We start from the raw sequence: 22,877 nt of genomic DNA, 5'->3' as shown, positions 1-22,877 counted from the left end.
GACGCGGGGAACCGCGCGCGCACCCCCCGCGGGGACCGCGCGAGCACCCCCGGACGGCCGGCACCGCCCACGTACGGAGGACACCCATGCACCTGTCCAGACGGAACCTGCTCGCATCGGCGACCCTGTCCGCCGTACCGGTCACCACCGGCCGTCACGACGAGCGGCTGCGCACGGGGTTCGAGAGGCTCGCGGCCGACGGCTACTCCCTCCTGGCCGGCCAGAAGGTCGGTGTCGTCACCAACCCCACCGGCGTCACCCGGACCGCCGCCCACATCGTGGACGTCATGCACCGGGATCCGCGGGTGAGGCTGACCGCCGTGTTCGGCCCCGAGCACGGCTTCCGCGGCACCGCGCAGGCCGGCGGCTCCGAGGGCCGCTACGACGACCCGGCGACCGGCCTGCCGGTCTACGACACCTATCTCAAGAGCGGCCGCCCGCTCGCCGACGTCTTCACCACCTCCGGGGTCGACACGATCGTCTTCGACATCCAGGACGTGGGCGCCCGCTTCTACACCTACATCTGGACGCTGTACGACTGCATGGACGCGGCCCGGCTCGCCGGCAAGCGCTTCGTCGTCCTGGACCGCCCCAACCCGGTGACCGGACGCGCGGCCCAGGGCCCGGTGCTCCACAAGGAGTTCGCCACCTTCGTCGGCCGGCAGCCGATCGCGCAGGCGCACGGCATGACGGTCGCGGAGCTGGCCCGGCTGTTCAACGGGGAGTTCCTCGACGCGCCCGTGCCGCTGGAGACGGTGCTGATGACGGGCTGGCGGCGCACCCGGTTCCTCGGCGCGGACGAGCTGCCGTGGGTGCCGCCGAGCCCGAACATGCCGACCCCGGACACGGCGCTGGTGTACTCCGGCACCTGCATGTTCGAGGGCACCAACCTCTCGGAGGGACGGGGCACCACCAGGCCCTTCGAACTCCTCGGCGCGGAGGGCATCGACGGACGCTGGGCCGCCGCCGCCAACGAACTCGCGCTGCCCGGCGTCCGGTTCAGGGAGGCGTACTTCGCGCCGACCTTCTCCAAGTTCGAGGGCAGGACCGTCGGCGGTGTGCAGATCCACGTCCACGACCGGGCGGCCTACGACCCCGTGCGGACCGGGATCGCCCTGCTGGTGACCGCCAGGCGGGTGTGGGACGGCTTCGCCTGGCGGCCGGACGACTGGATCGACAAGCTCACCGGCTCCGCCCGGGTGCGCACGATGATCGACGCGGGCGCCGGCACCGACGAGGTGACCGGCGCCTGGCAGGAGGAACTCGCCGCGTTCCGGCGGATTCGAAAGGAGTATCTGCTCTACAGGTGAGGCGCGGTGTATGGCCAACCTCGCCCCGCGGCAGGACGATACGCCCGTAACGCATCGTTTCCGGGGGGACGAGGGAGCCTGGCATGGCTGATCCTGGGATGAGCGTGTCTCCCTACTGGGAGCTGACCTTCGACGCCGACGGGGACGTGGACCGCCCCGAACGCGACCGGCTGACGGCGCAGGTCACGGAGCGCGGTGTCCGTGACCTGATCGTCTTCGCGCACGGCTGGAACAACGACCGCTCCGGCGCGACCGCGCTGTACCGGCGCTTCTTCGCACCGGTTCCGAGGCTCGCCCCCGGGGCCCGGCTCGGGTACGTGGGCGTGATCTGGCCGTCGATGCGGTTCAGCGACGAGCCGATCCCGGACTTCCCCAGGTCGGTGGCGGCCGTCGAGGCGGCAGCGGCGCCCGGGCCGGCCCTGGACAAGGACACCCGGCGTGCGCTGCTGGCGGCGTTTCCCGGCCGGGCGGCCGTGCTCGATCAGCTGGCGCGGCTGCTGGACGAACGGCCGGACGGCGACGGACTGGTGGAGTTCGGCCGGCTGGTGCGGCTGCTGGTGGGCGAGGAAGGACGGCTCGGCCCCGCGGACACGGACGAGGAGGGCGAGCCGGCCGTGTTCGCGCAGGACCCGGCGACCGCGTGCGCGCAGTTCGCCGGGGCCCTGGCCGCGCTCGGCTCGCCGGGTCCCGTGAGCGGCTTCGGCATCCCCGATCCGTGGGACGGCGCCAAGGAGCTGCTCCGGCAGGCGACGTACTACACGATGAAGCGGCGGGCCGGCTCGGTCGGTGAGCGCGGACTGGGGCCACTGCTCGGCCGGCTGGCCGGCACGGCGCCGGGGGTGCGGGTGCATCTGGTCGGGCACAGCTTCGGCGGGCGACTGGTGGCGTTCGCGCTGCGCGGCCTGCCCGACGGGGTGCGCGCGGTGAAGTCGGTGACGCTGCTGCAGGGCGCTTTCTCGCACTACGCGTTCACGGCGCGGCTGCCGCACGACCCGGGCCGGGCGGGTGCGCTCGCGGACCGGCAGCGCCGGATCGACGGCCCGCTGGTGTGCTGCCACTCGCGCTTCGACTCCTCGCTCGGCACCCTCTACCCGCTGGCCTCGCGGCTCGCCGGGGACGACCGGTCGTGTGCGGGCGAGCGGATCGCGGCCGTCCTCGGTCCCCGGTGGGGCGCCATGGGCCATGACGGGGTCCAGGCGGTGCCGGGCACCGCCCGGATGGACCTCGCGGCGGCCCTGGGCGGACCGCTGCCGGCGTCGGGCTGCGTGAACGTGGACGCGGGCGCCGTCGTCCGGCGCGGGGACCCGCCGACCGGGGCGCACAGCGACATCGTGCACCCCGAACTGGCACGGCTGGTGCTGACGGCGGGCCGCATCCGCTGACCCGCCGCCCGCATCACGTCAGCGGTGCGAGGTGAATTCCACCACCTGCTGGTAGGTCGGCCGGTTCTGCCAGCTGATCTTGCCGTGCTTGATGCCTCCCAGGGTGCGCTGGGCGATCGAGTCGGCGCACCACTGGTCGCCCGCGGAGCACTGGTCGTCGCCCGGATAGACCTGGGCGGCGGTCAGCCCGGCCGCCTGCTTCAGTGTGCTGATCAGGCTGTCCCGGCAGCCACCGAGGCTGCCGCCGCCGCAGTACTTCTGCGCCAGCGGGCCCTGCACGCTCTCCCCGAGCACCGCCCGGATGTCCTTGTCGACATAGCTCCACCAGCCGTACTGGAAGGCGCTTCCGGCGTGCGAGCCGGTCGGGCCGTGTCCGGCGGACGGGGCCTCGTCGACCGGCAGGGCGTTGGTGACGGCCGTGTACAGATCGCCGCCCAGGCCCGGTTCGAACTCGGCTTTGACCAGCAGCGGCCACCAGGCGTCCAGGATGCGGATCGCCTCGGCGTTCGCGTAGGTCTTCGAGCCGGCGGCGGTCTCCGTGCGCTTGGCACCCGCGGTGACCCAGGCCTGGAGCTTGCTCACCGCCGCGGCGGTGGTGGGGTCGCTCACCGCCGAGGAGCCGATCACCTTGAGCAGGTTCGGCAGCACGTCCTCGGCACGTAGGTCGACGAGGGCCGCGTCCGCCATGGCCTGCGTCAGCTTGGCGCGGGTCACCCCGCCGGCCGCGACCAGCTTCTTCACCCGGTCGTCCAGCAGATCACCGCGGTGCACGGAGCCGTCGCCCCAGGACGCGGTCGTGTAGTCCTTGGCCTGCTTGTTGTTCCAGGAGATGTAGTAGTCCTGGTCGACGGAGCCCGGGTGGGCGGAGGCCGGCGTGTAGTCGGCCGTGTTGGTCGCCGGGTCCCAGCCGCGCCACTCGTACGCCGGCTGCGCCCACACCGGGAACTCGGCGTCGACCCCGCTCGCCCGGACCGGGTTGTCACCGCTGTTGTAGTACGCGGTGTGCTGGGAGTCGGCGTAGAACCAGTTGAAGGTGAAGTTGATGTGCTGCGCCGCGCTCCGGAAGCCGTCCGGGCCCTTGACGAAGTCCGGGTCGTTCAGCATCTGGAAGCCGATGATCGAATCGGCTTCGTGCAGGTAGGAGGAGCGCAGACTGGTGTAGGCGACCTTCTTGCCGCCGACGGTCGCGCGGTACTCCACCGGCCCGTACTTCGTGCGCCACACCCGCATGGTGTACGACCCCGCCGCCGTGCCGTCGGCCACGGTCGGCTTCCAGGCGTTCTTCTGCTCCACCTTGTCCATGGCGGTGCAGGTGCCGTGGTACAGGTAGTGGAAGTCGTCCTGGCACAGCTCGACGGCGTAGCTGTCGATGATGTCCTGGCCCGAGGTGGTCGCGCTCCAGGAGTAGTCCTGGCCGCGGCCGAGTTCGACGTACATGCTCAGGCCCGCGAAGGAGGCACCGCGGGCGCTGATCCCCGGGCCCTGGATCTCCTGCAGCATGAGCAGCTGCGGGGCGAAGTAGCCCGTCTGCGGCCCGAAGACGGCGACGGGGTGACCGCTCGCGGTGTACTTGCCGCTCACCACCAGGGCGTTGGACATGCCGCGCCTGGCCGAGCCGAGGGCGGCCTTGGCGGCGCCGGCCGAGCCGCTCCTGGCGGCCGCGGTGGCCGCGCTGCCGGTGCGGTCGTAGACGAGCGGTTCCTGGGTCGCCGAGCCGGCGTCGGGCAGCGCCTCGCCCTTGGCGTCGGCGGGCTTCGACGCGTACGGGAAGCTCTCGCCGTTGTGGACGGTGAGGGCGGCCTCGGGGTCGTTGCGCTCGCGGAAGGACTCCCAGACCCTGGTGCCCTCCTCGACGCCGTACTTGGCCTGGGCGGCCGCCAGGGACAGCGCGTTGGTCACCTCGCCACCACCGCCGGAGCCGAACAGGGAGCCGACCACCGAGGCCAGCGCCACCAGGTCGGTGACCTTGAAGTGATCTATGGTCCCCGCGTTGGTGATGGCGTCCTTGTGACCGGTCAGGACGTACTCGCCGGGGAAGTAGCGGCCGCCGTCGGAGGCGTCTATGTAGGAGTTGATGCCCGCGAGGTAGGCGTCGACGTCGGCGAGGGCCTGCTGGCCGCGCGCGCCGCTCTTGGCCACGGCGCTGTCGATCTGCGCCTGGAGGTCGGCCTCGGTGTAGGGCGCGCTGCGGTAGAACTGCTGCTCCAGGCCCTGGTTGGCGGGGGCGCCGCCGGCGAACGAGGTCAGCTGGCCGCGGCCCACGTGCCGGAAGACGTCCATCAGCCACAACCGGTCCTCGGCCGCCGCGTAGCCCGCGCCGAACTCGGTGCCGTACCGGGTGGTGCCTGTGATGTGCGGCACACCGGTCTTCTTGTCGCGGACGATCGTGACGTCGCCGCGGCCGGCCGGCTTCTCGGTGGAGGCGACCTGGCCGGACGGGACGCCGAAGGAGGCGTCGTTGAGGAAGGAGTTGAGGCTCGCGTCGGTGAGGCCCGGGTAGCCGGTGGCGAGGCCCGCGTACGGGCCGAGCTGGTCCTCGGCGTGCCCGGGCTGGGTGCCGAAGGCCTGGTTGAGCAGGATCTGCGCGAGTGTGGCGTTGCCGTTCTCGCCGGGCGGCAGGATGTCCGAGCACTGGCCGCCGCAGTGGTCGGCGGCGGCGGCCGGGCCGGCTGCCGCCGCTGTCTGCGTCAGTGGGGAGAGAAGACCGGCGATCAGGACGCATACGGACGCGGTCTTCAGGAACCCGAAGAGTCGGCGGGACGTTCTCACTCCGTCAGGGGCGGTGCGTGGGGTTCGCCGTGGCATAGCAGCTCCTAGCGACAGGGGTGGGCGAACGTTACCGCCGGTATCCCCAACTTCAAAGATGAACATGCGTCACTTTTTCAAGTCCGCGAGCAGAGCGACGAGAAGAGATGGAGCCGATTCGCCTGTCGATACGTCTATTCGGCGACGTCCGTGCAAGACGCCGAAGTGACCGAAGTTCAGGCGCAGATGTGACGGAGGTGCAGGACTATGGCCGGTTTCCGGAGTCTGGCGAGACAAGTACGCGATCCGCGTTGTGACCTGGCACTGCGGCGGTACTCGCTGCGCAAGTGCCTGGAGAAGTTCGCCCCTTACGGGCATCGGGCGACCTGGGACCATCTGTGCTCCCGGGCGGGGTTCGGGCCCGAGGACCGATCTCCCGAACCGGTGCGGCTCGTGGCCGCACTGGAGGAGCTGGAGGAGGCCCGTTCGGTCTGGCTCGGGTACGAGACGGAGTTCACCGAGCGGCGGAAGAAGGAGAAGCACGACGGGCTGCGCCGGCCGGGCAGCGTGGACGACTGGCACCGGCTCACCTGGGGCGGTTTCGGGGTCGCCTGGTGCGACGACCCTCGGGTCCACCCCGGCGAACCACTGGCCGTGGTGCTGCGCCGGATGATCGCCGCCCTGGAGCGAGCGCCCGGCTCCGCCTGCCCGGTGTGCGACGCGGAACGCCTGGTCTGGCGATACGGCCTGGACCACGAGCCGTCGTCCGGCCCGGTCTGCACGGACTGCGGAATCCTGGTGCCGCGCCCCGTGCTCACCGACCGGGCACTGGAGTACGCCCGGCGCGAACGGCTGCTGATGTCGGCCTGAGCATCGGGGGCTCACCTGTGGGGTGCGCAGGGGATGCCGCACCCCCGGCCCTGGGATGCGGCGACGGAATCCGGCCACGGAACCCGACTGCGGTGCCAGGCCACGGAATCCGGCTGCGAGGCCGGCCGGGGGGCCGGCCTCAAGATGCGGTCATCGGCGTACGGCCGCGCCCCCGGGGCCGCGCTCAGGGCCGCCGAACCCGGCGCCGGCGGCATCCGTGCCGTCGGTCTCGGTGCCTGGCACGATCGGAGCATGGTGCAGGTATGTCTCAACGGGCGCCGCTCGGCGGCCGACGGCGCAGCGATACCGATGTCTCCCCGGGACCTGGCGCGCTCCGCGGCCGAAGCCGTTGCGGCGGGAGCCACGTCGGTCCATGTCCATCCGAAGACTCCGTGCGGTCACGACAGTCTCTCCCCGCGGGTGATCGCGCCGGCGCTGGAGGCGATCCGCGCGCGGGTGCGGGTCCCGGTCGGGGTGACCACCGGCGCCTGGGCCGAGCCCGACCCGGCGGCCCGGCTCGGCCGGGTGCGCGGCTGGTCGGTGCGGCCCGACTTCGCCTCGGTCAACTGGCATGAGCCGGGCGCCGAGGAGGTCGCCCGGCAACTGCTCGGCATGGGGGTGGGTGTCGAGGCGGGCATCTTCTCCGGTACCGACGGCGCCGCCCGGTTCGCGGCCTCGCCCCTCGGGCCGAGGGTGCTGCGGGTGCTGGCCGAGGTGACCGACCCGGACCCGGCGACCGCCGAGGCCTCCGCGAGGGCCCTGCTGGCCGAACTGGGTTTGGCGGCCGGCCGCCCGGTCCTGCTGCACGGCGAGGAGGGCGGCACCTGGCCGGTGCTGCGGCTTGCGGGCCGGCTGGGCCTGGCCACGCGCATCGGCCTGGAGGACACCCTGCTGCTGCCGGACGGCGAACGCGCCCTGTCCAACGCCCAGTTGGTGGCGGAGGCGGTTACCCGGCACGGATGAGCCCGGCACTCCTCTCGGGGAGGGTGTGACGGGTAAGCCCGGCACTCCTCTCGGGGAGGGTGTGACGGGTAAGCCCGGCACTCCTCTCGGGGAGGGTGTGGAAGCCGGTGCCGTTGGCCGCCAGGACGGCGGTGAGGGCGGTCGAGGGCATCGGCGACGGTCCTGTCATGACTCCGCGCGCGAGGTCGCCGCCGGCCGGAGAGGGCGAACCGGACCCCCGCGCCCCAGGGGCGCGGGGAACTGCGCGACCGGCCCCCACGAACCCGCGGCCGAAGACGGGCGGGACCCGGGACGGCACGGCACGGACCGCGTCGGCCGAGGCCGCGCGAGCGGTCAGTCGGCCAGCAGTCTCGACCCCGTGAGCCGTTCGCCGGATATGTCGTCCGGGTTGGAGAGGACGCAGTTCTCCAGGGACAGGCACCCGCAGCCGATGCAGTCCGTGAGGTGATCGCGCAGACGGTTCAGCTGCTTGATGCGCTCGTCCAGTTCCGAGCGCCACTTCTCCGACAGCCGCGCCCAGTCCTCACGGGTCGGTGTCCGCTCCTCCGGCAGCTCGGCCAGGGCGTCGCGGATCGTGGCCAGCGGGATGCCGACCCGCTGGGCCGCCCGGACGAAGGCGACCCGGCGCAGGGTGTCCCGGCTGTAGCGGCGCTGGTTGCCGGACGTGCGGCGGCTGCTGATCAGGCCCTTGGACTCATAGAAATGCAGGGCGGACACGGCGGCACCGCTGCGCGCGGACAGCTGGCCGACGGTCAGCTCGTGGATCTTGACGGGGATCTGGGGCACTCCTCAGAGATTACCCACCCGCACGGACCCCGCCATCCGTTGACATCGACCCCTCGCCCCACCATGCTAAGCAGTTGCTTAGAGACGCGAGCGAGAGGCCGGGAACATGGCAGAACCGAGGACCTTCACCTCCCCCGACGAGCTGAAGGCGGCCGTGGGCGAGCAGCTGGGGTACACCGACTGGCTGGAGGTCGACCAGAAGCGGATCGACCTGTTCGCCGACGCCACCGGGGACCACCAGTGGATCCACGTGGACCCGGAGAAGGCCGCCGCCGGGCCGTTCGGGACCACCATCGCGCACGGCTATCTGACCCTCTCCCTGCTGCCCCTCTTCGGGCCGCAGCTGATCGGGGTGGAGGGCGTGAAGATGGGCGTCAACTACGGCACGAACAAGGTCCGCTTCCCCGCCCCCGTCCCGGTCGGTTCCCGGCTGCGCGCCACCGGGACGATCAGTGGCGTCGAGGACGTCACCGGCGGGATCCAGGTCACGGTGGCCTTCACCGTGGAGCGCGAGGGCGGCGACAAGCCCGTGTGCGTCGCGGAGTCGGTCTCCCGCTACTACCTGTGAACGCTGGGGCGCCCTACCCGGCGCCCACCATCCGCAGCACCAGGTCGGCGTAGAGCGCGCCGACCTGCTCGGGGGTGCGCGGGCCGTTCACGTCGAACCAGCGGGCCACGTCGATGCACAGCGACAGCACGGCGAGCGTGGTGCCCTTGACGTCCGGCACGTCGAACTCGCCCGCGGCCACGCCGTCCTCGATGATCCCGCGCACCTCGGCGTCCACCTGGCGGCGCAGCGCGACGATCTCGGCGCGGGCCGCGGGGCCGAGGGCGTCGAGTTCGTACTGCACGACCCGGGCGGTGGTGCGCCGCCCGGCGTGCCAGCGGACGAAGGAGCCGACGGCGTCGGCGAGCCGCTCCTCGGCGCTGCCCTCCCGGCGGGCCGCGGTGCGCAGGATGTCGAGGGCCTTGTCGTGGCCGATCCGGCTGATCCGGTGGAGCAGCTCTTCCTTGGTCTTGTAGTGGATGTAGAGCGCGGCCGGGCTCATGCCGGCACGGCCCGCGATGTCGCGGGTCGTGGTCGCGTGGTAGCCGCGCTCGGCGAAGGCTTCCACGGCGGCGACCAGGAGCCGCCGGGCCGCGTCAGGGGTGACCTCTTCCCACGGCTCCACTTCGCCGCCGGTCGTCTCCTCCGCCGTACTCATCGCTCGTTCGCCCCTCTCGTGACAGGAGCACCACCATACCGCCGACGGTGAGCGAGCGCTTAGCGTAGCCGCTCAGCGCTTCTCGAACGGGTCGTGGTCGGCGAGCAGCTTCTCCAGGCGCGCCTGGTCGACGCGGCTGACGATCTGCCCGGCCTCCTGCCGGTCCCGGATCACCTTGGCGAGGGTGAAGGCGGAGGTGACGAGGTAGAGGACGGCGATCGCCAGGAAACCGCGGACCCAGGCGTTCGCGTCGAGCCGGAAGATGCCGATGGCGGTGGCCGCCATGGCGACCGCGAAGGAGGCGACGGCCTGGCCGTAGAAGGCGGCCGTGCTCTGCTGTTTGACCGGTGTGTCACTCATGGCCCCAGCATCGGCGGACGCGGCCCGCGCCACATCCGCCGAGATACTCAGGACGGTACTCAGAACGCCGAAACGCCGGTCAGGGAGCGTCCGATGAGCAGCTTCTGGATCTGGCTGGTGCCCTCGTAGAGCGTCATCACACGGGCGTCGCGCAGGAGTTTGCCGACCGGGTACTCGTCGATGTAGCCGTAACCGCCGAAGACCTGCAGGGCGTTGCCGGCGGCGCGGACGGCGGCCTCGGAGGCGAACAGCTTGGCCTTGGAGGACTCGACGGCGAACGGCTCGCCGCGGTCGATGAGGTCGGCGACCCGCCAGGTCAGCAGCCGGGCCGCGTCGACGTCGACGGCGATGTCGCTGATCAGCTCCTGCACGAGCTGGTGCCGGGCGATCGGCTTGCCGAACTGCTCGCGCTCACCGGCGTACCCGACGGCCGCGTCCAGTGCGGCCTGGGCGATGCCGACGCAGCCCGCGGCCACCGACATCCGCCCCTTGGCGAGCGCGGACATGGCCACGGAGAAGCCCTTCCCCTCGGCACCCAGCATCGCCGAGGCGGGCACGCGCACGTCCTCGAGGACCAGTTCGGCGGTGGCCTGGCCGCGCAGGCCGAGCTTGCCGTGGACGGTCCGGCGGGTCAGGCCGGGGCTGTCGGTGGGCACCAGGAAGGCGGACACGCCCTTGTGGCCGGGGGCGTCGGTGGAACGGGCGAACAGCAGGACGACGTCGGCCCAGGTGCCGTTCGTGATGAACATCTTGGCGCCGTTGACGACGTAGTGGTCGCCGTCGCGCACGGCCCGGGTGGTGAGGTTGCCCGCGTCGGATCCGGTGCCGGGCTCCGTGAGGCCGAAGCAGCCGACGTACGCACCGGAGGTCAGCCCCGGCAGCCAGCGCCGCTTCTGCTCCTCGCTCCCCCAGGCGGCGACGGACTTGGCGACCAGCCCGAGGGAGACGGAGACGATTCCGCGGACCGAGGAGTCCCCACGCCCCAGCTCCTCGGTGACCAGGCAGTACGCGAGGTGGTCGCCGCCGGAGCCGCCGTACTCCTCGTCGACGGTCAGGCCGAGGAAGCCGATCTCGCCCAGCTTCCTCACGATGCCGCGGTCGACCTCCTCGGCGCGGTCCCAGGCGGCCGCGTGCGGGACGATCTCGCGCTCCACGAAGTCCCGGGCGAGCCGCCGTACGGCCGTCTGCTCCTCGCTGAGTCCCAGGTTCACCACGAGATCACCCCACACCGAACGGATCCATCACCGGATCTTGAAAACCGTACATTTAAATTAGCACTGCTAGTTTCCAGTCGCAGCCCTACTATGTGCGCCATGGCCCGACCGCGCAAGCCCCTCCTCAGCACCGACCGGATCGTCGAGACGGCGCGGGAACTGGTGGACCGGGAGGGCCTGGCGGCCGTCTCCACCCGCCGGCTCGCCGCCGAACTGGGGGTGAGCGGGCCTTCGCTCTACAACCACTTCCGGACCAAGGACGAGATCCTCGAGGCGGTCGCGGACTCGGTGAGCGCCCTGGTGGATCTGTCGATGTTCGACGGGGGCCGGCACTGGCGGACCGCGCTGCACGACTGGGCCGTCTCCTACCGGGCCGCCCTGCGCGACCACCCGAACATCGTCCCGGTCCTCGCGCGCGGCCCCGGCCGCCGTCCCGCCGCGCTGCGGCTGGCCGACGCCGTGTACGGGGCGATGGTCGACGCGGGCTGGCCTGCGGCCCAGGCGACCTCCATCGGCGCGCTGATGCGCTACTTCATCATGGGCTCGGCGCTCGGTTCGTTCGCCGGGGGCTTCGTGGACGACGCGAGCGCCTACGACCCCGCCGACTATCCCCACCTCGGCCAGGCCCATCTCCTCGCCGAACAGCAGGAGAAGATCGACGAGCGGGCTTTCGAGGCCGGCCTGTCGGCGCTGCTGGACGGGCTGGCACAGCAGTACGAGCAGGTGCGGCGGGGCTCGTGAGGGCGGCCGACACTTCGGCCCGGACCGAACCGTCGGTGGCGCATGCTGGGCGTATGACCACCAAGGATCCCCGGGCCACCGGCCTCGCCGCCCTCGCCGCACTGGTAGCCGACGAGACGCGGGCCGCGTGCCTGCTGGCACTGCTCGACGGGCGGGCCTGGACCGCCGGGGAACTGGCCCGGCATGCCGGGGTCGCCGCCTCGACGCTGAGCGAGCACCTCGGCAAGCTGGTCGCGGGCGGACTGCTCGCCGAGGCACGCCAGGGCCGCCACCGGTATGTGCGGCTGGCCGACGCGAGGGTGGCGCAGCTCGTCGAGGACCTCGTCGCACAGGTGCCCGCGGCGACCGTACGGCACCCCGCGCACACCCTGCGGGAGTCGAGCGCCGGTGCCGCCATGGCCCGCGGCCGGACCTGCTACGACCATCTCGCCGGGCGGCTGGGCATCGCGGTCACGGACGCCCTGACCGACCGCGGACTGCTGCGGCAGGACACCGGGTTCGCGCTCACGGACGCCGGGCTGGAGTGGTTCGGCGGGGCGGGCATCGCCCTCGACCTCTCCGGCAGGCGCCCGCTGGCCCGCGCGTGTCTCGACTGGACCGAGCGGCGCACCCATCTCGCGGGCGCGGCGGGGGCCGCGCTGTGCCGGCACGCGCTCGACGCGGGGTGGTGCGTGCGCATCGGTTCCGCGCGGGCGGTGAAGGTGACCGCGCAGGGCGAGCGAGCACTGTCCGACCTGCTGGGCATCCCGGCCGACGCCCTCCGCTGAACCCGCGTGCCGGTCGCCTCGTGACCGGCGGGGTGACGTGTGCCCCGTCCGGAATCCGCCAGCCCGTGAACGATGTCCTGCCTAGCCTCGGGAGCATGATGAACGCCGTCCGGAACCGTCCCGACATACTCGCCCCCGGTGCCGCCGTGGTCACCGTGCTGCTGTGGGCCTCCGCCTTCGTTTCGATCCGGAGCGCGGGGCAGGCCTACTCCCCCGGCGCGCTGGCCCTCGGCCGGCTGGCGTCGGGTGTGCTCGCCCTCGGGATCATCTGGGCCGTACGCCGGGAAGGGCTGCCGCCCAGGGCCGCCTGGCGCGGGATCCTGCTCTCCGGGCTGCTGTGGTTCGGGTTCTACATGGTCGTCCTGAACTGGGGCGAGCAGCGGGTGGACGCCGGCACGGCGGCGCTGGTGGTCAACGTCGGCCCGCTGCTGATCGCCCTGCTGGGGGCCCGGCTGCTCGGCGATCCGATGCCGCCGCGGCTGCTGGCCGGAATGGCCGTGTCCTTCGCGGGCGCGGTGACCGTGGGACTGTCGATGTCGGGCGGCGGCGGGTCCTCCGTGCTCGGCGTGCTGCTGTGCCTGCTCGCGGCCGTCGCGTACGCCTGCGGGGTCGTCGCGCAGAAGCCCGCGCTGGGCGGGGCGAGCGCGTTGCAGGTGACCACGTTCGGCTGCCTGGTCGGTGCCGTGGCATGTCTGCCGTTCACCGGGCAGCTGGTGCACGAGGCCGCTCACGCCCCCCTGACGGCCACCCTGAACATGGTCTACCTGGGCGTCTTCCCGACCGCCCTCGCCTTCACCACCTGGGCCTACGCCCTGGCCCGGACCACCGCCAGCAGGATGGGGGCGACCACGTACGCCGTACCCGCCCTCGTGGTGCTCATGTCGTGGCTGCTGCTCGGCGAGGTGCCCGGGGTGCTCACGCTGGCCGGCGGGGTGCTGTGTCTCGCGGGTGTGGCGGTGTCGCGGTCGCGGGCGGGCGGCGGCCGGACGGCCCGGGTCGCGGCCCGGCGGCCGCGACCCGAGAAGGTGCCCTGAGCGTCAGAAGACCACCAGCGCCCGGCCGCCCTTGCCCGCGAGCATGTTGTCGAAGGCGGCCGGGATGTCCTCCAGGCCGATGCGCTCGGTGACCAGCGCGGACAGGTCGAGGCGTCCCTCGCGCACATGCTCGGCGATCAGCGGGAGGTCGCGGGCCGGGTCGGTGTCGCCGTAGACGCAGCCGGAGAGGGTGCGGCCCCAGTGGAAGATCTCCAGGGCGTTGAAGGTGACCTGCTGGTCCTTGCCACCGATGCCGACGACCGTCGTACGGCCGCCCCGCCGGGTGGAGTCCCAGGCCGCGCGGATGCTGACGGCGCGGCCCACGCATTCGATCGAGACGTCGGCGCCCTGCTTCGCGGTGAGGGCGCGGATCTCGCGCGGGGTGTTCTCGGAGGCGAGGACGTAGTCGGTGGCGCCGGCCGCGCGGGCCAGCTCCTCCTTCCCGGGTGAGACGTCGACGGCGATGACGCGGGAGGCACCCGCGATCCGGGCCGCCTGGAGGGTGGCCAGACCGACCCCGCCGGCCCCGAACACGGCGACGGTCTCGCCGGCCCGTACCCGCGCGGAGTTGTGGACCGCGCCGTAGCCGGTGAGGACGGCACAGCCGAGCAGGGCCGCGTCGGTGAGCGGGACGCCGTCCGGCAGGGGCAGCACGCAGGACGCGGGGACCACCGTCTCCTCGGCGAACGCGGCGACGTTCAGGCCGGGATGCAGCGCGGTGCCGTCGACGGTACGGGCGTAGACGTCGGCGGCGCCGCCCAGCGCGCCGGCGCACAGCCAGACCTCGCCGAGCGTGCAGGCGTGGCAGGTGCCGCAGGAGGGCGCCCAGTTGAGGACGACCGGGTCGCCGGCGACGACCCGGGTGACCCCCTCCCCCACCGCGACGACCGTGCCGGAGCCCTCGTGGCCGAGGACCGCGGGGACCGGCACCCGCATGGTGCCGTTGGTCAGGGACAGGTCGGAGTGGCAGACACCGGCCGCGGCGAGGCGGACGCGGACCTGGCCGGGGCCCGGGTCCGGCAGGACGACGCCGGTGATCTCCAGGGGGGCTCCGACGGCGGGCAGAACGGCGGCTCGTACGGCCATGGCTCTTGGAACTCCCTTAGAACTGGAGGGACTTGGTCTGGAGGTACTCGGCGAGTCCGGGCGCGCCGAGTTCCCGGCCCACGCCGGACTGCTTGTAGCCGCCGAACGGCGCGAGGGGGTTGAAACGGCCGCCGTTGATGTCCACCTGCCCGGTGTCCATGCGGCGGGCGAAGGCCACCGCCTCTGCCTCGTCGGCCGCCCAGACGGCGCCGGCGAGCCCGTACACCGTGCCGTTGGCGATGCGCAGGGCGTCCTCCTCGTCCTCGTAGCGCAGGAGGCAGAGGACCGGGCCGAAGATCTCCTCCTGGGCGACGGTCATCTCCGGGGTGACGTCGGCGAGGACGGTCGGGCTGACGAAGTAGCCCTTGTCGCGCGGGGCTTCGGGGCCGCCGGCGACCAGGCGGGCACCCTCGGCGACGCCCTTCTCGATGTAGCCGCACACGCGGGCCCGCTGCTCGGCGTTGACGACCGGGCCGATGCGGTCGGCGTACTTGGCGGCGGCGGTGGCGGCCAGCTCGACCGCCTCGTCGTACCGGTCGCGGTGGACCAGCATCCGGGTCCAGGCGCTGCACGTCTGGCCGGAGTTGGACATCACGTTGGCGACGCCGACGTTCACGGCCTTGGCGAGGTCCGCGCCGGGCAGGATCACGTTGGCGGACTTGCCGCCCAGTTCCAGGGCCACCTTCTTCACGGCAGCGCCCGCCAGAGCGCCGATCCGCCTGCCGACCGCGGTGGAACCGGTGAAGGAGACCAGGTCCACGCCCGGGTGCTCGGCCAGGGCCTGGCCGGCGACCGGGCCGAGGCCGGTGACCAGGTTGAACACACCGGCCGGTACGCCCGCCTCGTGCACCGCCTCGGCGAACAGCTGGGCGGTGAGCGGGGTGTCCTCGGCGGGCTTGAGGACGACCGTGCAGCCCGCGGCGAGCGCCGGGGCGACCTTGGCCACGATCTGGTGGAGGGGGTAGTTCCAGGGGGTGATGGCGCCGACCACGCCGATCGGCTCGTGCAGGACCGTGGAGTTGCCGACCTTCTCCTCGAAGGAGTGGGTGGCGGCCAGTTCGGCGTAGGAACCGGCGACCGCGATCGGTACGGCCGCGTGCACGGCCTGGGAGAACGCGAGCGGGGAGCCCAGTTCGGCGGTGACCGTCTCGGCGATCTCGTCCTTGCGCGTCACGAGGACGTCGCGCAGGGCGGCGAGGCGTGCGGCGCGTTCGGCCGGGGGCGTGGCGGCCCACGCCGGGAGGGCGGCGCGCGCGGCGCGTACGGCGCTGTCGACGTCCCCGGCGTCGCCCGCCGGGACACGGGCGACGACCTGCTCGTCGGCCGGGTTCACGACCTCGATCGGGTCGCCGGGGGCGGCGGGGCGCCAGGCGCCGTCGATGTACAGGCCGTCGTGTGCCTTCATGCTGCTTCCTCCCGGCGGGGCTGTTCGTCCGGCACACAAACTAGCGGCGTTAGTTTTCTGACGCCAGGTGCACGGAGATCGTCGCGCCGGCCCGGACGCCTCTCGCCCGGGCCGGGACGGCGCCCGGCCGGGGCGTGCGGTGCACCGGCGCGGACCGCGAGGGAAGCGCCGGACTCCGGGAGGGGGCCGGGGCACGCCGGGCAGAGCGGCGCGCAGCCGGGGAGAGCCGGGAGCCCCGGGGCGACGGGCGCGGAGCCGAGAGGAGCCGGGAGCCCCGGGTCGACGGGCGTGGGGCCGAGAGGAGCCGGGTGGAGCCGGGTGGAGCCGATGGTGCGGGCGCGACGCCCGCACCATCGGGTCACTTCGTGGCGGCCAGGTGGGCGAAGACCACCACGTTGCTGGTGTAGCCCGTCCGCCGGCTGAAGAGACCGCCGCAGGTGATCACCCGCAACTCCGGACGCCGGGCCGGCCCGTAGACCTCCTTGTCCGGGAAGCCCGCCTTGTCGAAGACCTTCACCCGGTCCACGGTGTAGACGGCGCTGCGCCCGTCGGCCCGCTCGACCTCGATGCGCTTTCCGGGCTTGACCTGCGCGAGTCCGGCGAACACGGCGCTGCCGGTCGTGGTGTCCCGGTGGCCGACGGCGACCGCGGTGCCGGGCTCGCCCGGGGTGGGGCCGCCCTCGTACCAGCCGACCAGCCTCGGTGTGTCGACGGGCGGCGTCTCCAACTGCCCTTCGCGGTTCAGCCGGATACCCGTGACCGGGGCGTCGATCCCCAGCGCGGGGACACGGAACATCGTGGGCCGGGAGCGGGACAGCGGACGGGGCGGGGGCGTGCGGTCCTCGCCGGACTCCGTCCGGTCCGGGCCGAGTCCGTCCGCACGGCCGGAGTGCGGTCCCGCGGCGCCCGATCGGGCCGTCTGGCCGGGCACGGCAGGTGAGCCGTGCCCGCCGCACCGCGTGCCCACCGTCACCAGGACGAACACGAGCAGGGCCGTCCTGCTGAGGCGGTAGGCGCGGGTCCGGTGCCAGGGCCTGCGTCTGCGCCTACGCGGCACCATGGGGCCGCCGGCGGATGAGCCGGAAGTACACCGCACCGCAGACCGCGACCAGGCCCACCGCCGCCGCGGCCGTCACCGGTGAGTAGGCGGCCGCCGTGTCGACGAGACCGCCGCCGCCCGCGTGCACGCCGCCCCTCGGGGGCTGCTGGCCGTTCTGGCTCCAGCCCCCGTTGTCCTGCTGGTGGTCCTCGATCTGCCCGCCCGGGCCCTGTGCACCGTCGTGCTGGCCATCGTGCTGGCCGTCGTGCTGCCCGTCGCGGCAGTTGACGCGGAACACCTTCTCCTTGGTGGCGCCACCCGCGACCCAAGTGATCTTGTACTGGCCGTCCGCCAGGCCGAGCGGGTCGGTGTGCCCGGCGCCACCGGCGAGCTGGATGGTGCCGGAGACGGTGGCCGCGGTGGGCAGCGGGGGCTGCGGCGTGATGGTGTACGCGATGGTGGGCAGGACGTCGAAGTTGACCGCGTCGAGGTAGAACCTGCAGACCAACGGGTCGTCCTTGCCACCCGAGTTGGGATACATCTCGGCGCGGTGGATCCTGATGTCGCCGTTCTCGCCCGCGGCCATCGCGTTCGGCGCCGCCACCCATGACGCGCCCGCCGCGGCGAGGGCGGTGAGGACGACAGTGGCGCCCGCGCGGGAGCCGACGGCACGTGGGAGTGTCTGGGTGGGCATGAGCGCTCCTCCGAATTCAGACGATTTTCATACAAATCGCTCTTTCGCCTGGACTCTCCTTCATGGAGCGCGCCGCCCGCGGCAGCGACGCCCGGCGCGTCGTCAAATATCGCTCGTGCGGCGCAATCCCGACCGCTCCGGCCGCTCGTGCGACGCCGGTCCCGCGGCACTCCCGGGTCGCCCCGGCGAGCGCAGCGCCACTCCGGACGACAGCAGCAGCAGCGCCCCGAGCATGACGAACGGCGCGCCCGCACCGGCCAGCCCCGCCACCAGGCCCGCCGCGGCCGGGGCGGCCACCTGGCCGAGCCGGTTGCCGGTCAGGCGCAGCGCGAGCGCGGTCGAGCGGGCGTCCGCCGGGGCGGCCTGGACGACCGTCGTCATCGACAGCGGCTGCCCGACGCCCAGGCAGAACCCGAGGACGGCGAGCATCGGGCCGAGCGCCCGCACCGGCACCGGCAGCGCCACCCCGGCGCACAGTACGCCCGCGAGGAGGCAGGTCACGGTCAGCAGCGCGGGCCGGCCCAGCAGGCGCAGCAGCGGGCTGAGGACGAGCCGGCAGGCGATGGTGGCACCGGCACGCAGGCCGAGCAGGACGCCGACCACCGAGGGGGAGATGCCGCGGTGCTCGCCGACCACCGGAAGGTAGGCGGTGAGGACGTCGGTGGCGGACAGTACGGACAGGCTGACCAGCATTCCCGCGGGCACTCCCCGGGCGCGCAGGATCCCGCCGACCGGTACCCGCTCGCCGTGCGGCGGGCGGGAGCCGGCCGCCGTACCGTCCTCGAGGCGCCACAGGGAGGTGCAGGCGACCGCCGCGCCCGCGCCCGCCACGACGAGGGCCAGCGCGCTGCTGCCGGCCATGTCGTGGCCGCCGATCAGGGCACCGGCGGCGACCGGGCCGACGAGCTGGCCGAGGGAGGCGCCGATGGTGAAGTGCCCGAAGTTGCGGTCCTGTTCGTGCGGGGCGGACCGGCGGGCGACCAGGGACTGCGCGCCGATCACGAAGCAGAGGTGGCCGAGGCCCATCACCCCGCTCCACAGGGCCATCGCCGGCAGGGACTCCACGGCCCCGCTGAGGGCACAGCCGCCGGATATGAGGAGCACGCCGACGCAGAGCAGGGGCGTGCAGCGGCCGTGGTCGGTGCGGCGGCCGAGCGGCACCGCGGCGAAGAGCGGGAGCAGGGCGTACCCGCCCGCGATGACGCCGACCGCCCGTTCGTCGGCGCCCAGCGCGAGCGCCCGGTAGGAGACGGCGGGCCGGGCCATGGACACCGCCCCCTGGGCGAAGCCGAAGGCGATGACGAGGCGGAGCAGCCAGCCGCGGTTCCCGGCGGACGGGACGACGAGGCGGAACAGCCGGCCGCGGTTCCCGGCGGGCGTCATGGTCGGGTCCTCCTGTGTGCCGCGCGGGTCAGATGGTGCCGAACAGGATTCCCGCGCCGAGGACCACCAGCGAAGTGAGGACGGCCCACTTCACCACGAACCTGGTGTGGTCGCCGAACTCGACCTTGGCCATGCCGACCAGGACGTAGACGGCGGGGACGAGCGGGCTGGACATGTGCAGGGGCTGGCCCACGATCGAGGCGCGGGCGATCTCCAGCGAGGAGACGCCGTGCGCGTGGCCCGCCTCGGCGAGGACCGGCAGGATGCCGAAGTAGAAGCCGTCGTTGGACATGAAGTACGTGAGCGGGATGCTCAGCACGCCGGTCACCAGGGCCATGTGCGGGCCCATGCCGTCGGGGATGTTGCCGACCAGCCACTTGGCCATGTGGTCGACCATGCCGGTGCCCTGCAGGACGCCGGTGAAGACCGCCGCGGCGAACACCATGCCGGAGACGTTCAGGACGTTCTCCGCGTGGGCGGCGACGCGGGCCTTCTGGTCGGGCATGTGGGGGAAGTTGACGGTCAGGGCCAGTGCGGCGCCGAGCAGGAACAGCACCGGGATCGGCAGCCACTCCATGATCATGGCGGTGAGCAGGGCGACCGTGAGAAGGGCGTTGAACCAGTACAGCCTGGGCCGCAGGGTGGGACGGGACGGGTCGAGCCCCTGGAATCCGTCGTCTCCGGGCCGCCCGGCCCCGGGCGCGTCACCGCCGGCACCGTGCGCGCCCGCCGCATCCTCGCCGCCGGCCGCACCGTCCGTGCCTTCCGCGCCCTGGGCTGCCGCCGCGCCCTCGCCCTCGGCGGCACCCGCACCCGGCGTACCCGTGCCGCTGCCGGCGGGCACCAGGGCGGCCCTCTCCTGCTCGGCGGACTCCGTGACCAGCACCTCGTCCAGCGTGAGCACGCCGAGCCGCTTGCGCTCGCGGCGGCCGAGGACGTATGCGAGGGCGAGGACGACCACCAGGCCCGTGGCCAGCGCGGGGATCATCGGCACGAAGATGTCGCTCGCGTCGACCTTGAGCGCGGTGGCGGCCCGGGCGGTCGGGCCGCCCCACGGCAGGGTGTTCATCACGCCGTTGGCCATGGCGGCGACGCCGGTCATGACGACCAGGGACATCTTCAGGCGCTTGTAGAGCGGGTACATCGCCGAGACGGTGATCATGAACGTGGTCGAGCCGTCGCCGTCGAGGGAGACGATCGCGGCGAGCACCGCGGTGCCGACGACGATGCGCAGCGGGTCGGCCCGGCAGAACCGGAGGATGCCCCGGACGATCGGGTCGAAGAGGCCGACGTCGATCATCACACCGAAGTAGACGATCGCGAACATGAGCATCGCCGCGGTCGGGGCGAGGTCGGTGACGCCGTCGAGGACGTAGTCGCCGAGCCCGGCACCCTTGCCGACGAACACGCAGAACAGCGCGGGGATCAGCACGAGCGCCGCGATCGGCGACATCTTCTTCAGCATGATCAGGACCAGAAAGGTCGCGATCATGGCGAAGCCGAGGATGGTCAGCATGAGTGGATACCTAACGTTCGCCCTTGAACATCCCACCTGGGGGTCGGCGGTGCGTTGACGTTAGGTCCCGTCGTCCGGCGTTAACAAGACGTTGACGCGCGAGCAATAAGCGCAGAACTCCAGGTCACAGGCTCGCCGAGAGAGCGACGGGGATGCCGTTGAGGACCGCGTTGCCCGAGAGCGGGTCCAGCAGGCTGCCGTCGAGGAGCTGGTTGACGTTCACGCCGGGGGTCTTGGAGGCGTGGCCGAGCCGCGTGCCGGGGCGGTCGTGCCCCCAGCCGTGCGGCAGGCTCACCACCCCCGGCCGGACGCCGTCGGTGACCTCGGCGGGGGCCACCACCTCTCCCCCGGCGCCCTTGATCCGTACGTCCTCCCCGTCGCGCACGCCGAGCCGGTCGGCGTCCTCGGGGTGGATGTGCAGGGTGCAGCGGTTGCTGCCGCCGGTGAGGGCGGGCACGTTGTGCATCCAGCTGTTGTTGGAGCGCAGATGGCGGCGGCCGACGAGGACGAGCCCCTCGGGGCGCTCGCCGAGCGCCCGGCGCAGCCGGGGCAGGTCGCCGGCAATGGGGTCCGGCAGCAGCTCTATTCGGCCGCTGCGGGTCCTGAGCGGCCCCGGCAGCCGCGGGCGCAGCGGGCCGAGGTCGATGCCGTGCGGGTGCGCGAGCACCTTGGCCAGGGTCAGCCCGTCGGGCCGCGCGCCGAAGCCGTCGCCGTAGGGGCCGAGCCGCAGCATCATGTCGAGCCGCCGCTCGGGGCCGGTGTCGCCGGTGAGCCGGGTGGCCAGGGCACGCGGATCGCGGCCGTGCACCGGCGAGTGCTCCTCCCGCACGGCCTTGCCGAGGGTCTGGTCGACGACCATGGCGTCCACGGCGGCCGGGTCGGTGCCGTGCATGCCGGTGGCCGCCAGGATCAACCGGGCGAGGATCTCGCTCTCCGCCATGCGGTCCGGTTCCAGCGGCACCGCGGGGCGGCTGTAGCGGACCTGGTTGCGCACGGCGAGGGCGTTGAAGGCGAAGTCGTGGTGCGGGCTCTGGGAGGGCGGGGGCGGGGGCAGTACGACGTGGGCGTGGCGCGAGGTCTCGTTCAGGTACGGGTCCACGGCGACCATGAAGTCCAGGGAGTCCAGCGCCTTGTCGAGGCGGTCGCCGTCGGGCGCGGACAGCACCGGGTTGGCGGCCACGACGATCAGTGCGCGCACCGGCTCGCCCTCGGCGGTCGCCGTGTCGATCTCCTCGGCCAGGGCGGAGAGCGGCAACTCCCCCTTCGCCTCCGGGTGTCCGCTCACCCGGGAGCGCCAGCGGCCGAGGGCGAAGCCGCGGCCGGGCCCCGCCGGGCGGGGCGTCCTGTCGGTGGCCGCCTGCGGGAAGAGGGCACCGCCGGGCCGGTCGAGGTTGCCGGTGAGGATGTTGAGGACGTCGACCAGCCAGCTCGCCAGGGTGCCGTGCGGGACGGTGCAGCTGCCGATGCGGGCGTATACGGCGGCGGTGGGCGCGGCGGCGAGTTCGCGGGCCAGGGTGCGGATGTCACCGGCGTCGAGGTCGCAGGCCGCGGCCACGGCCTCCGGGGTGAAGTCGCTCAGGGCTGACCGGAGTTCCTCGAGGCCCTGGACGTGGGGGGCGAGGTCCTTCAGGTCGGCCAGGTCCTCCTCGAACAGCACGGTGGCCATCGCGGCGAGCAGCAGGGCGTCGGTGCCGGGACGGATCGCCAGATGCCGGTCGGCGAGCCTGGCGGTGCGGGTGCGGCGCGGGTCGACGACGGTGAGCCGGCCGCCGCGGGCCTTGAGCGCCTTGAGTTTGCCGGGGAAGTCGGGCGCGGTGCACAGACTGCCGTTGGACTCCAGCGGGTTGGCGCCGATGAGGAGCAGATGGGCGGTGTGGTCGAGGTCCGGCACCGGGATCGCGCCCGCGTCCCCGAACAGCAGTCCGCTGGAGACGTGCTTGGGCATCTGGTCGACCGTGGACGCGGTGAACAGGCTGCGGGTGCGCAGGGCGCCCAGCAGGACCGGCGGGTAGAGGGCGCCGGCCACGGTGTGCACGTTGGGGTTGCCGAGGACCACGCCGACGGCGTTCGGGCCGTACCGTTCCGCGACCGGGCCGAGGCCCGCGGCGACCGCGTCGAAGGCCTCGTCCCAGGTGGCCTCGCGCAGTGTGCCGTCCTGCCGGACGAGCGGGGTGCGCAGCCGGTCGGGGTCCCCGTCCACGGCGCCGAAGGAGGCACCCTTGGGGCAGATGAAGCCCTTGCTGAAGACGTCCTCGCGATCACCGCGGGCGCCGGTGACCCGGGTGCCCTCGATGGTCAGGGTCAGCCCGCAGGTGGCCTCGCACAGAGGGCAGATGCGCAGAGCGGTGCGGGACACGGGTCCTCCGGAGGGTCGGGG

The 22,877-nt window shown here is 73.0% G+C and carries 20 protein-coding genes; 8 read left to right on the top strand and 12 right to left on the bottom strand.

Annotation, left to right across the window (positions count from 1 at the left end; all coding sequences use genetic code 11):
* The first annotated feature begins 86 nt into the window (after positions 1–86).
* Both ACGFT2_RS17025 and ACGFT2_RS17020 read left to right on the top strand, forming a co-directional pair.
* Entirely contained in the window at positions 87–1,310 is a 1,224-nt protein-coding gene (locus tag ACGFT2_RS17025) for an exo-beta-N-acetylmuramidase NamZ domain-containing protein (protein WP_393278622.1), read from the top strand.
* Between the two features lie 83 nt (positions 1,311–1,393).
* Positions 1,394–2,692, top strand: coding sequence for a serine-threonine protein kinase (locus ACGFT2_RS17020; protein WP_393278620.1), 1,299 nt, complete (start codon positions 1,394–1,396; stop codon positions 2,690–2,692).
* A gap of 18 nt (positions 2,693–2,710) precedes the next feature.
* Here the strand turns inward: ACGFT2_RS17020 and ACGFT2_RS17015 are convergent, their stop codons facing one another.
* Positions 2,711–5,497 (bottom strand): penicillin acylase family protein, encoded by a 2,787-nt coding sequence (locus tag ACGFT2_RS17015; protein WP_393278618.1) that lies wholly within the window; start codon positions 5,495–5,497, stop codon positions 2,711–2,713.
* 207 nt (positions 5,498–5,704) lie between these two features.
* Here ACGFT2_RS17015 and ACGFT2_RS17010 point away from each other — a divergent pair, with 207 nt between their 5' ends.
* Together ACGFT2_RS17010 and ACGFT2_RS17005 are read left to right on the top strand one after the other, a co-directional pair.
* Positions 5,705–6,307, top strand: a complete 603-nt coding sequence (locus tag ACGFT2_RS17010; protein WP_393278616.1) for a hypothetical protein — start codon at positions 5,705–5,707, stop codon at positions 6,305–6,307.
* A gap of 252 nt (positions 6,308–6,559) precedes the next feature.
* The gene (locus tag ACGFT2_RS17005; protein ID WP_393278614.1) at positions 6,560–7,270 is read left to right on the top strand and encodes a 3-keto-5-aminohexanoate cleavage protein; all 711 of its coding nucleotides are present in this window, start codon (positions 6,560–6,562) and stop codon (positions 7,268–7,270) included.
* 333 nt (positions 7,271–7,603) lie between these two features.
* On the opposite strand, the gene soxR is transcribed toward ACGFT2_RS17005, so the two are convergent.
* Positions 7,604–8,056 (bottom strand): redox-sensitive transcriptional activator SoxR, encoded by a 453-nt coding sequence (gene soxR / locus ACGFT2_RS17000; RefSeq protein WP_393278611.1) that lies wholly within the window; start codon positions 8,054–8,056, stop codon positions 7,604–7,606.
* Positions 8,057–8,162: 106 nt separating this feature from the next.
* Between soxR and ACGFT2_RS16995 the strand changes: the two genes are divergently transcribed.
* Positions 8,163–8,624 (top strand): MaoC family dehydratase, encoded by a 462-nt coding sequence (locus ACGFT2_RS16995; RefSeq protein WP_393278609.1) that lies wholly within the window; start codon positions 8,163–8,165, stop codon positions 8,622–8,624.
* A 13-nt stretch (positions 8,625–8,637) separates the two neighbouring features.
* On the opposite strand, the gene ACGFT2_RS16990 is transcribed toward ACGFT2_RS16995, so the two are convergent.
* The 3 genes from ACGFT2_RS16990 to ACGFT2_RS16980 form a co-directional block, all read right to left on the bottom strand.
* Entirely contained in the window at positions 8,638–9,261 is a 624-nt protein-coding gene (locus ACGFT2_RS16990) for a TetR/AcrR family transcriptional regulator (protein WP_393278607.1), read from the bottom strand.
* A gap of 72 nt (positions 9,262–9,333) precedes the next feature.
* The gene (locus tag ACGFT2_RS16985) at positions 9,334–9,621 is read right to left on the bottom strand and encodes a YiaA/YiaB family inner membrane protein (RefSeq protein ID WP_393278605.1); all 288 of its coding nucleotides are present in this window, start codon (positions 9,619–9,621) and stop codon (positions 9,334–9,336) included.
* A 59-nt stretch (positions 9,622–9,680) separates the two neighbouring features.
* Positions 9,681–10,832, bottom strand: a complete 1,152-nt coding sequence (locus ACGFT2_RS16980) for an acyl-CoA dehydrogenase family protein (RefSeq protein WP_393278603.1) — start codon at positions 10,830–10,832, stop codon at positions 9,681–9,683.
* A gap of 102 nt (positions 10,833–10,934) precedes the next feature.
* On the opposite strand from ACGFT2_RS16980, the gene ACGFT2_RS16975 reads away from it, so the two are divergent.
* The 3 genes from ACGFT2_RS16975 to ACGFT2_RS16965 all read left to right on the top strand — a co-directional run bounded on the left by ACGFT2_RS16975 (position 10,935) and on the right by ACGFT2_RS16965 (position 13,377).
* Positions 10,935–11,576, top strand: coding sequence for a TetR/AcrR family transcriptional regulator (locus tag ACGFT2_RS16975; protein ID WP_393278601.1), 642 nt, complete (start codon positions 10,935–10,937; stop codon positions 11,574–11,576).
* 53 nt (positions 11,577–11,629) lie between these two features.
* A complete protein-coding gene (locus tag ACGFT2_RS16970; RefSeq protein WP_393278599.1) occupies positions 11,630–12,343 on the top strand; it encodes an ArsR/SmtB family transcription factor in 714 nt (237 codons plus the stop codon).
* A 98-nt stretch (positions 12,344–12,441) separates the two neighbouring features.
* Positions 12,442–13,377: a DMT family transporter gene (locus ACGFT2_RS16965; RefSeq protein ID WP_393279202.1), complete on the top strand. Its 936-nt coding sequence runs from the start codon at positions 12,442–12,444 to the stop codon at positions 13,375–13,377.
* A 3-nt stretch (positions 13,378–13,380) separates the two neighbouring features.
* On the opposite strand, the gene ACGFT2_RS16960 is transcribed toward ACGFT2_RS16965, so the two are convergent.
* The 7 genes from ACGFT2_RS16960 to ACGFT2_RS16930 form a co-directional block, all read right to left on the bottom strand.
* Entirely contained in the window at positions 13,381–14,463 is a 1,083-nt protein-coding gene (locus ACGFT2_RS16960; protein WP_393278597.1) for a Zn-dependent alcohol dehydrogenase, read from the bottom strand.
* A gap of 16 nt (positions 14,464–14,479) precedes the next feature.
* Entirely contained in the window at positions 14,480–15,868 is a 1,389-nt protein-coding gene (locus ACGFT2_RS16955; RefSeq protein ID WP_393278595.1) for an aldehyde dehydrogenase family protein, read from the bottom strand.
* A 358-nt stretch (positions 15,869–16,226) separates the two neighbouring features.
* Complete coding sequence (locus ACGFT2_RS16950) at positions 16,227–16,928, bottom strand: class F sortase (protein WP_393278593.1); 702 nt, start codon at positions 16,926–16,928, stop codon at positions 16,227–16,229.
* Positions 16,915–17,601 carry a hypothetical protein gene (locus tag ACGFT2_RS16945; protein WP_393278591.1) on the bottom strand — a complete coding sequence of 229 codons (687 nt, stop codon included), beginning with the start codon at positions 17,599–17,601 and terminating at the stop codon, positions 16,915–16,917. Before ACGFT2_RS16945 ends, ACGFT2_RS16950 begins: the two co-directional genes overlap by 14 nt.
* A gap of 102 nt (positions 17,602–17,703) precedes the next feature.
* A complete protein-coding gene (locus ACGFT2_RS16940) occupies positions 17,704–18,984 on the bottom strand; it encodes an MFS transporter (protein ID WP_393278589.1) in 1,281 nt (426 codons plus the stop codon).
* A gap of 28 nt (positions 18,985–19,012) precedes the next feature.
* A complete protein-coding gene (locus ACGFT2_RS16935) occupies positions 19,013–20,500 on the bottom strand; it encodes a CitMHS family transporter (RefSeq protein WP_393278587.1) in 1,488 nt (495 codons plus the stop codon).
* Between the two features lie 124 nt (positions 20,501–20,624).
* Positions 20,625–22,856, bottom strand: coding sequence for a molybdopterin oxidoreductase family protein (locus ACGFT2_RS16930; protein WP_393278585.1), 2,232 nt, complete (start codon positions 22,854–22,856; stop codon positions 20,625–20,627).
* Positions 22,857–22,877 lie beyond the last annotated feature (21 nt).

The sequence above is a fragment of the Streptomyces sp. NPDC048514 genome, from assembly GCF_043199955.1.
Classification (GTDB): domain Bacteria; phylum Actinomycetota; class Actinomycetes; order Streptomycetales; family Streptomycetaceae; genus Streptomyces.
Note: the sequence above shows the minus strand (reverse complement) of the source record. Positions and strands in the feature narration are given on the sequence as shown.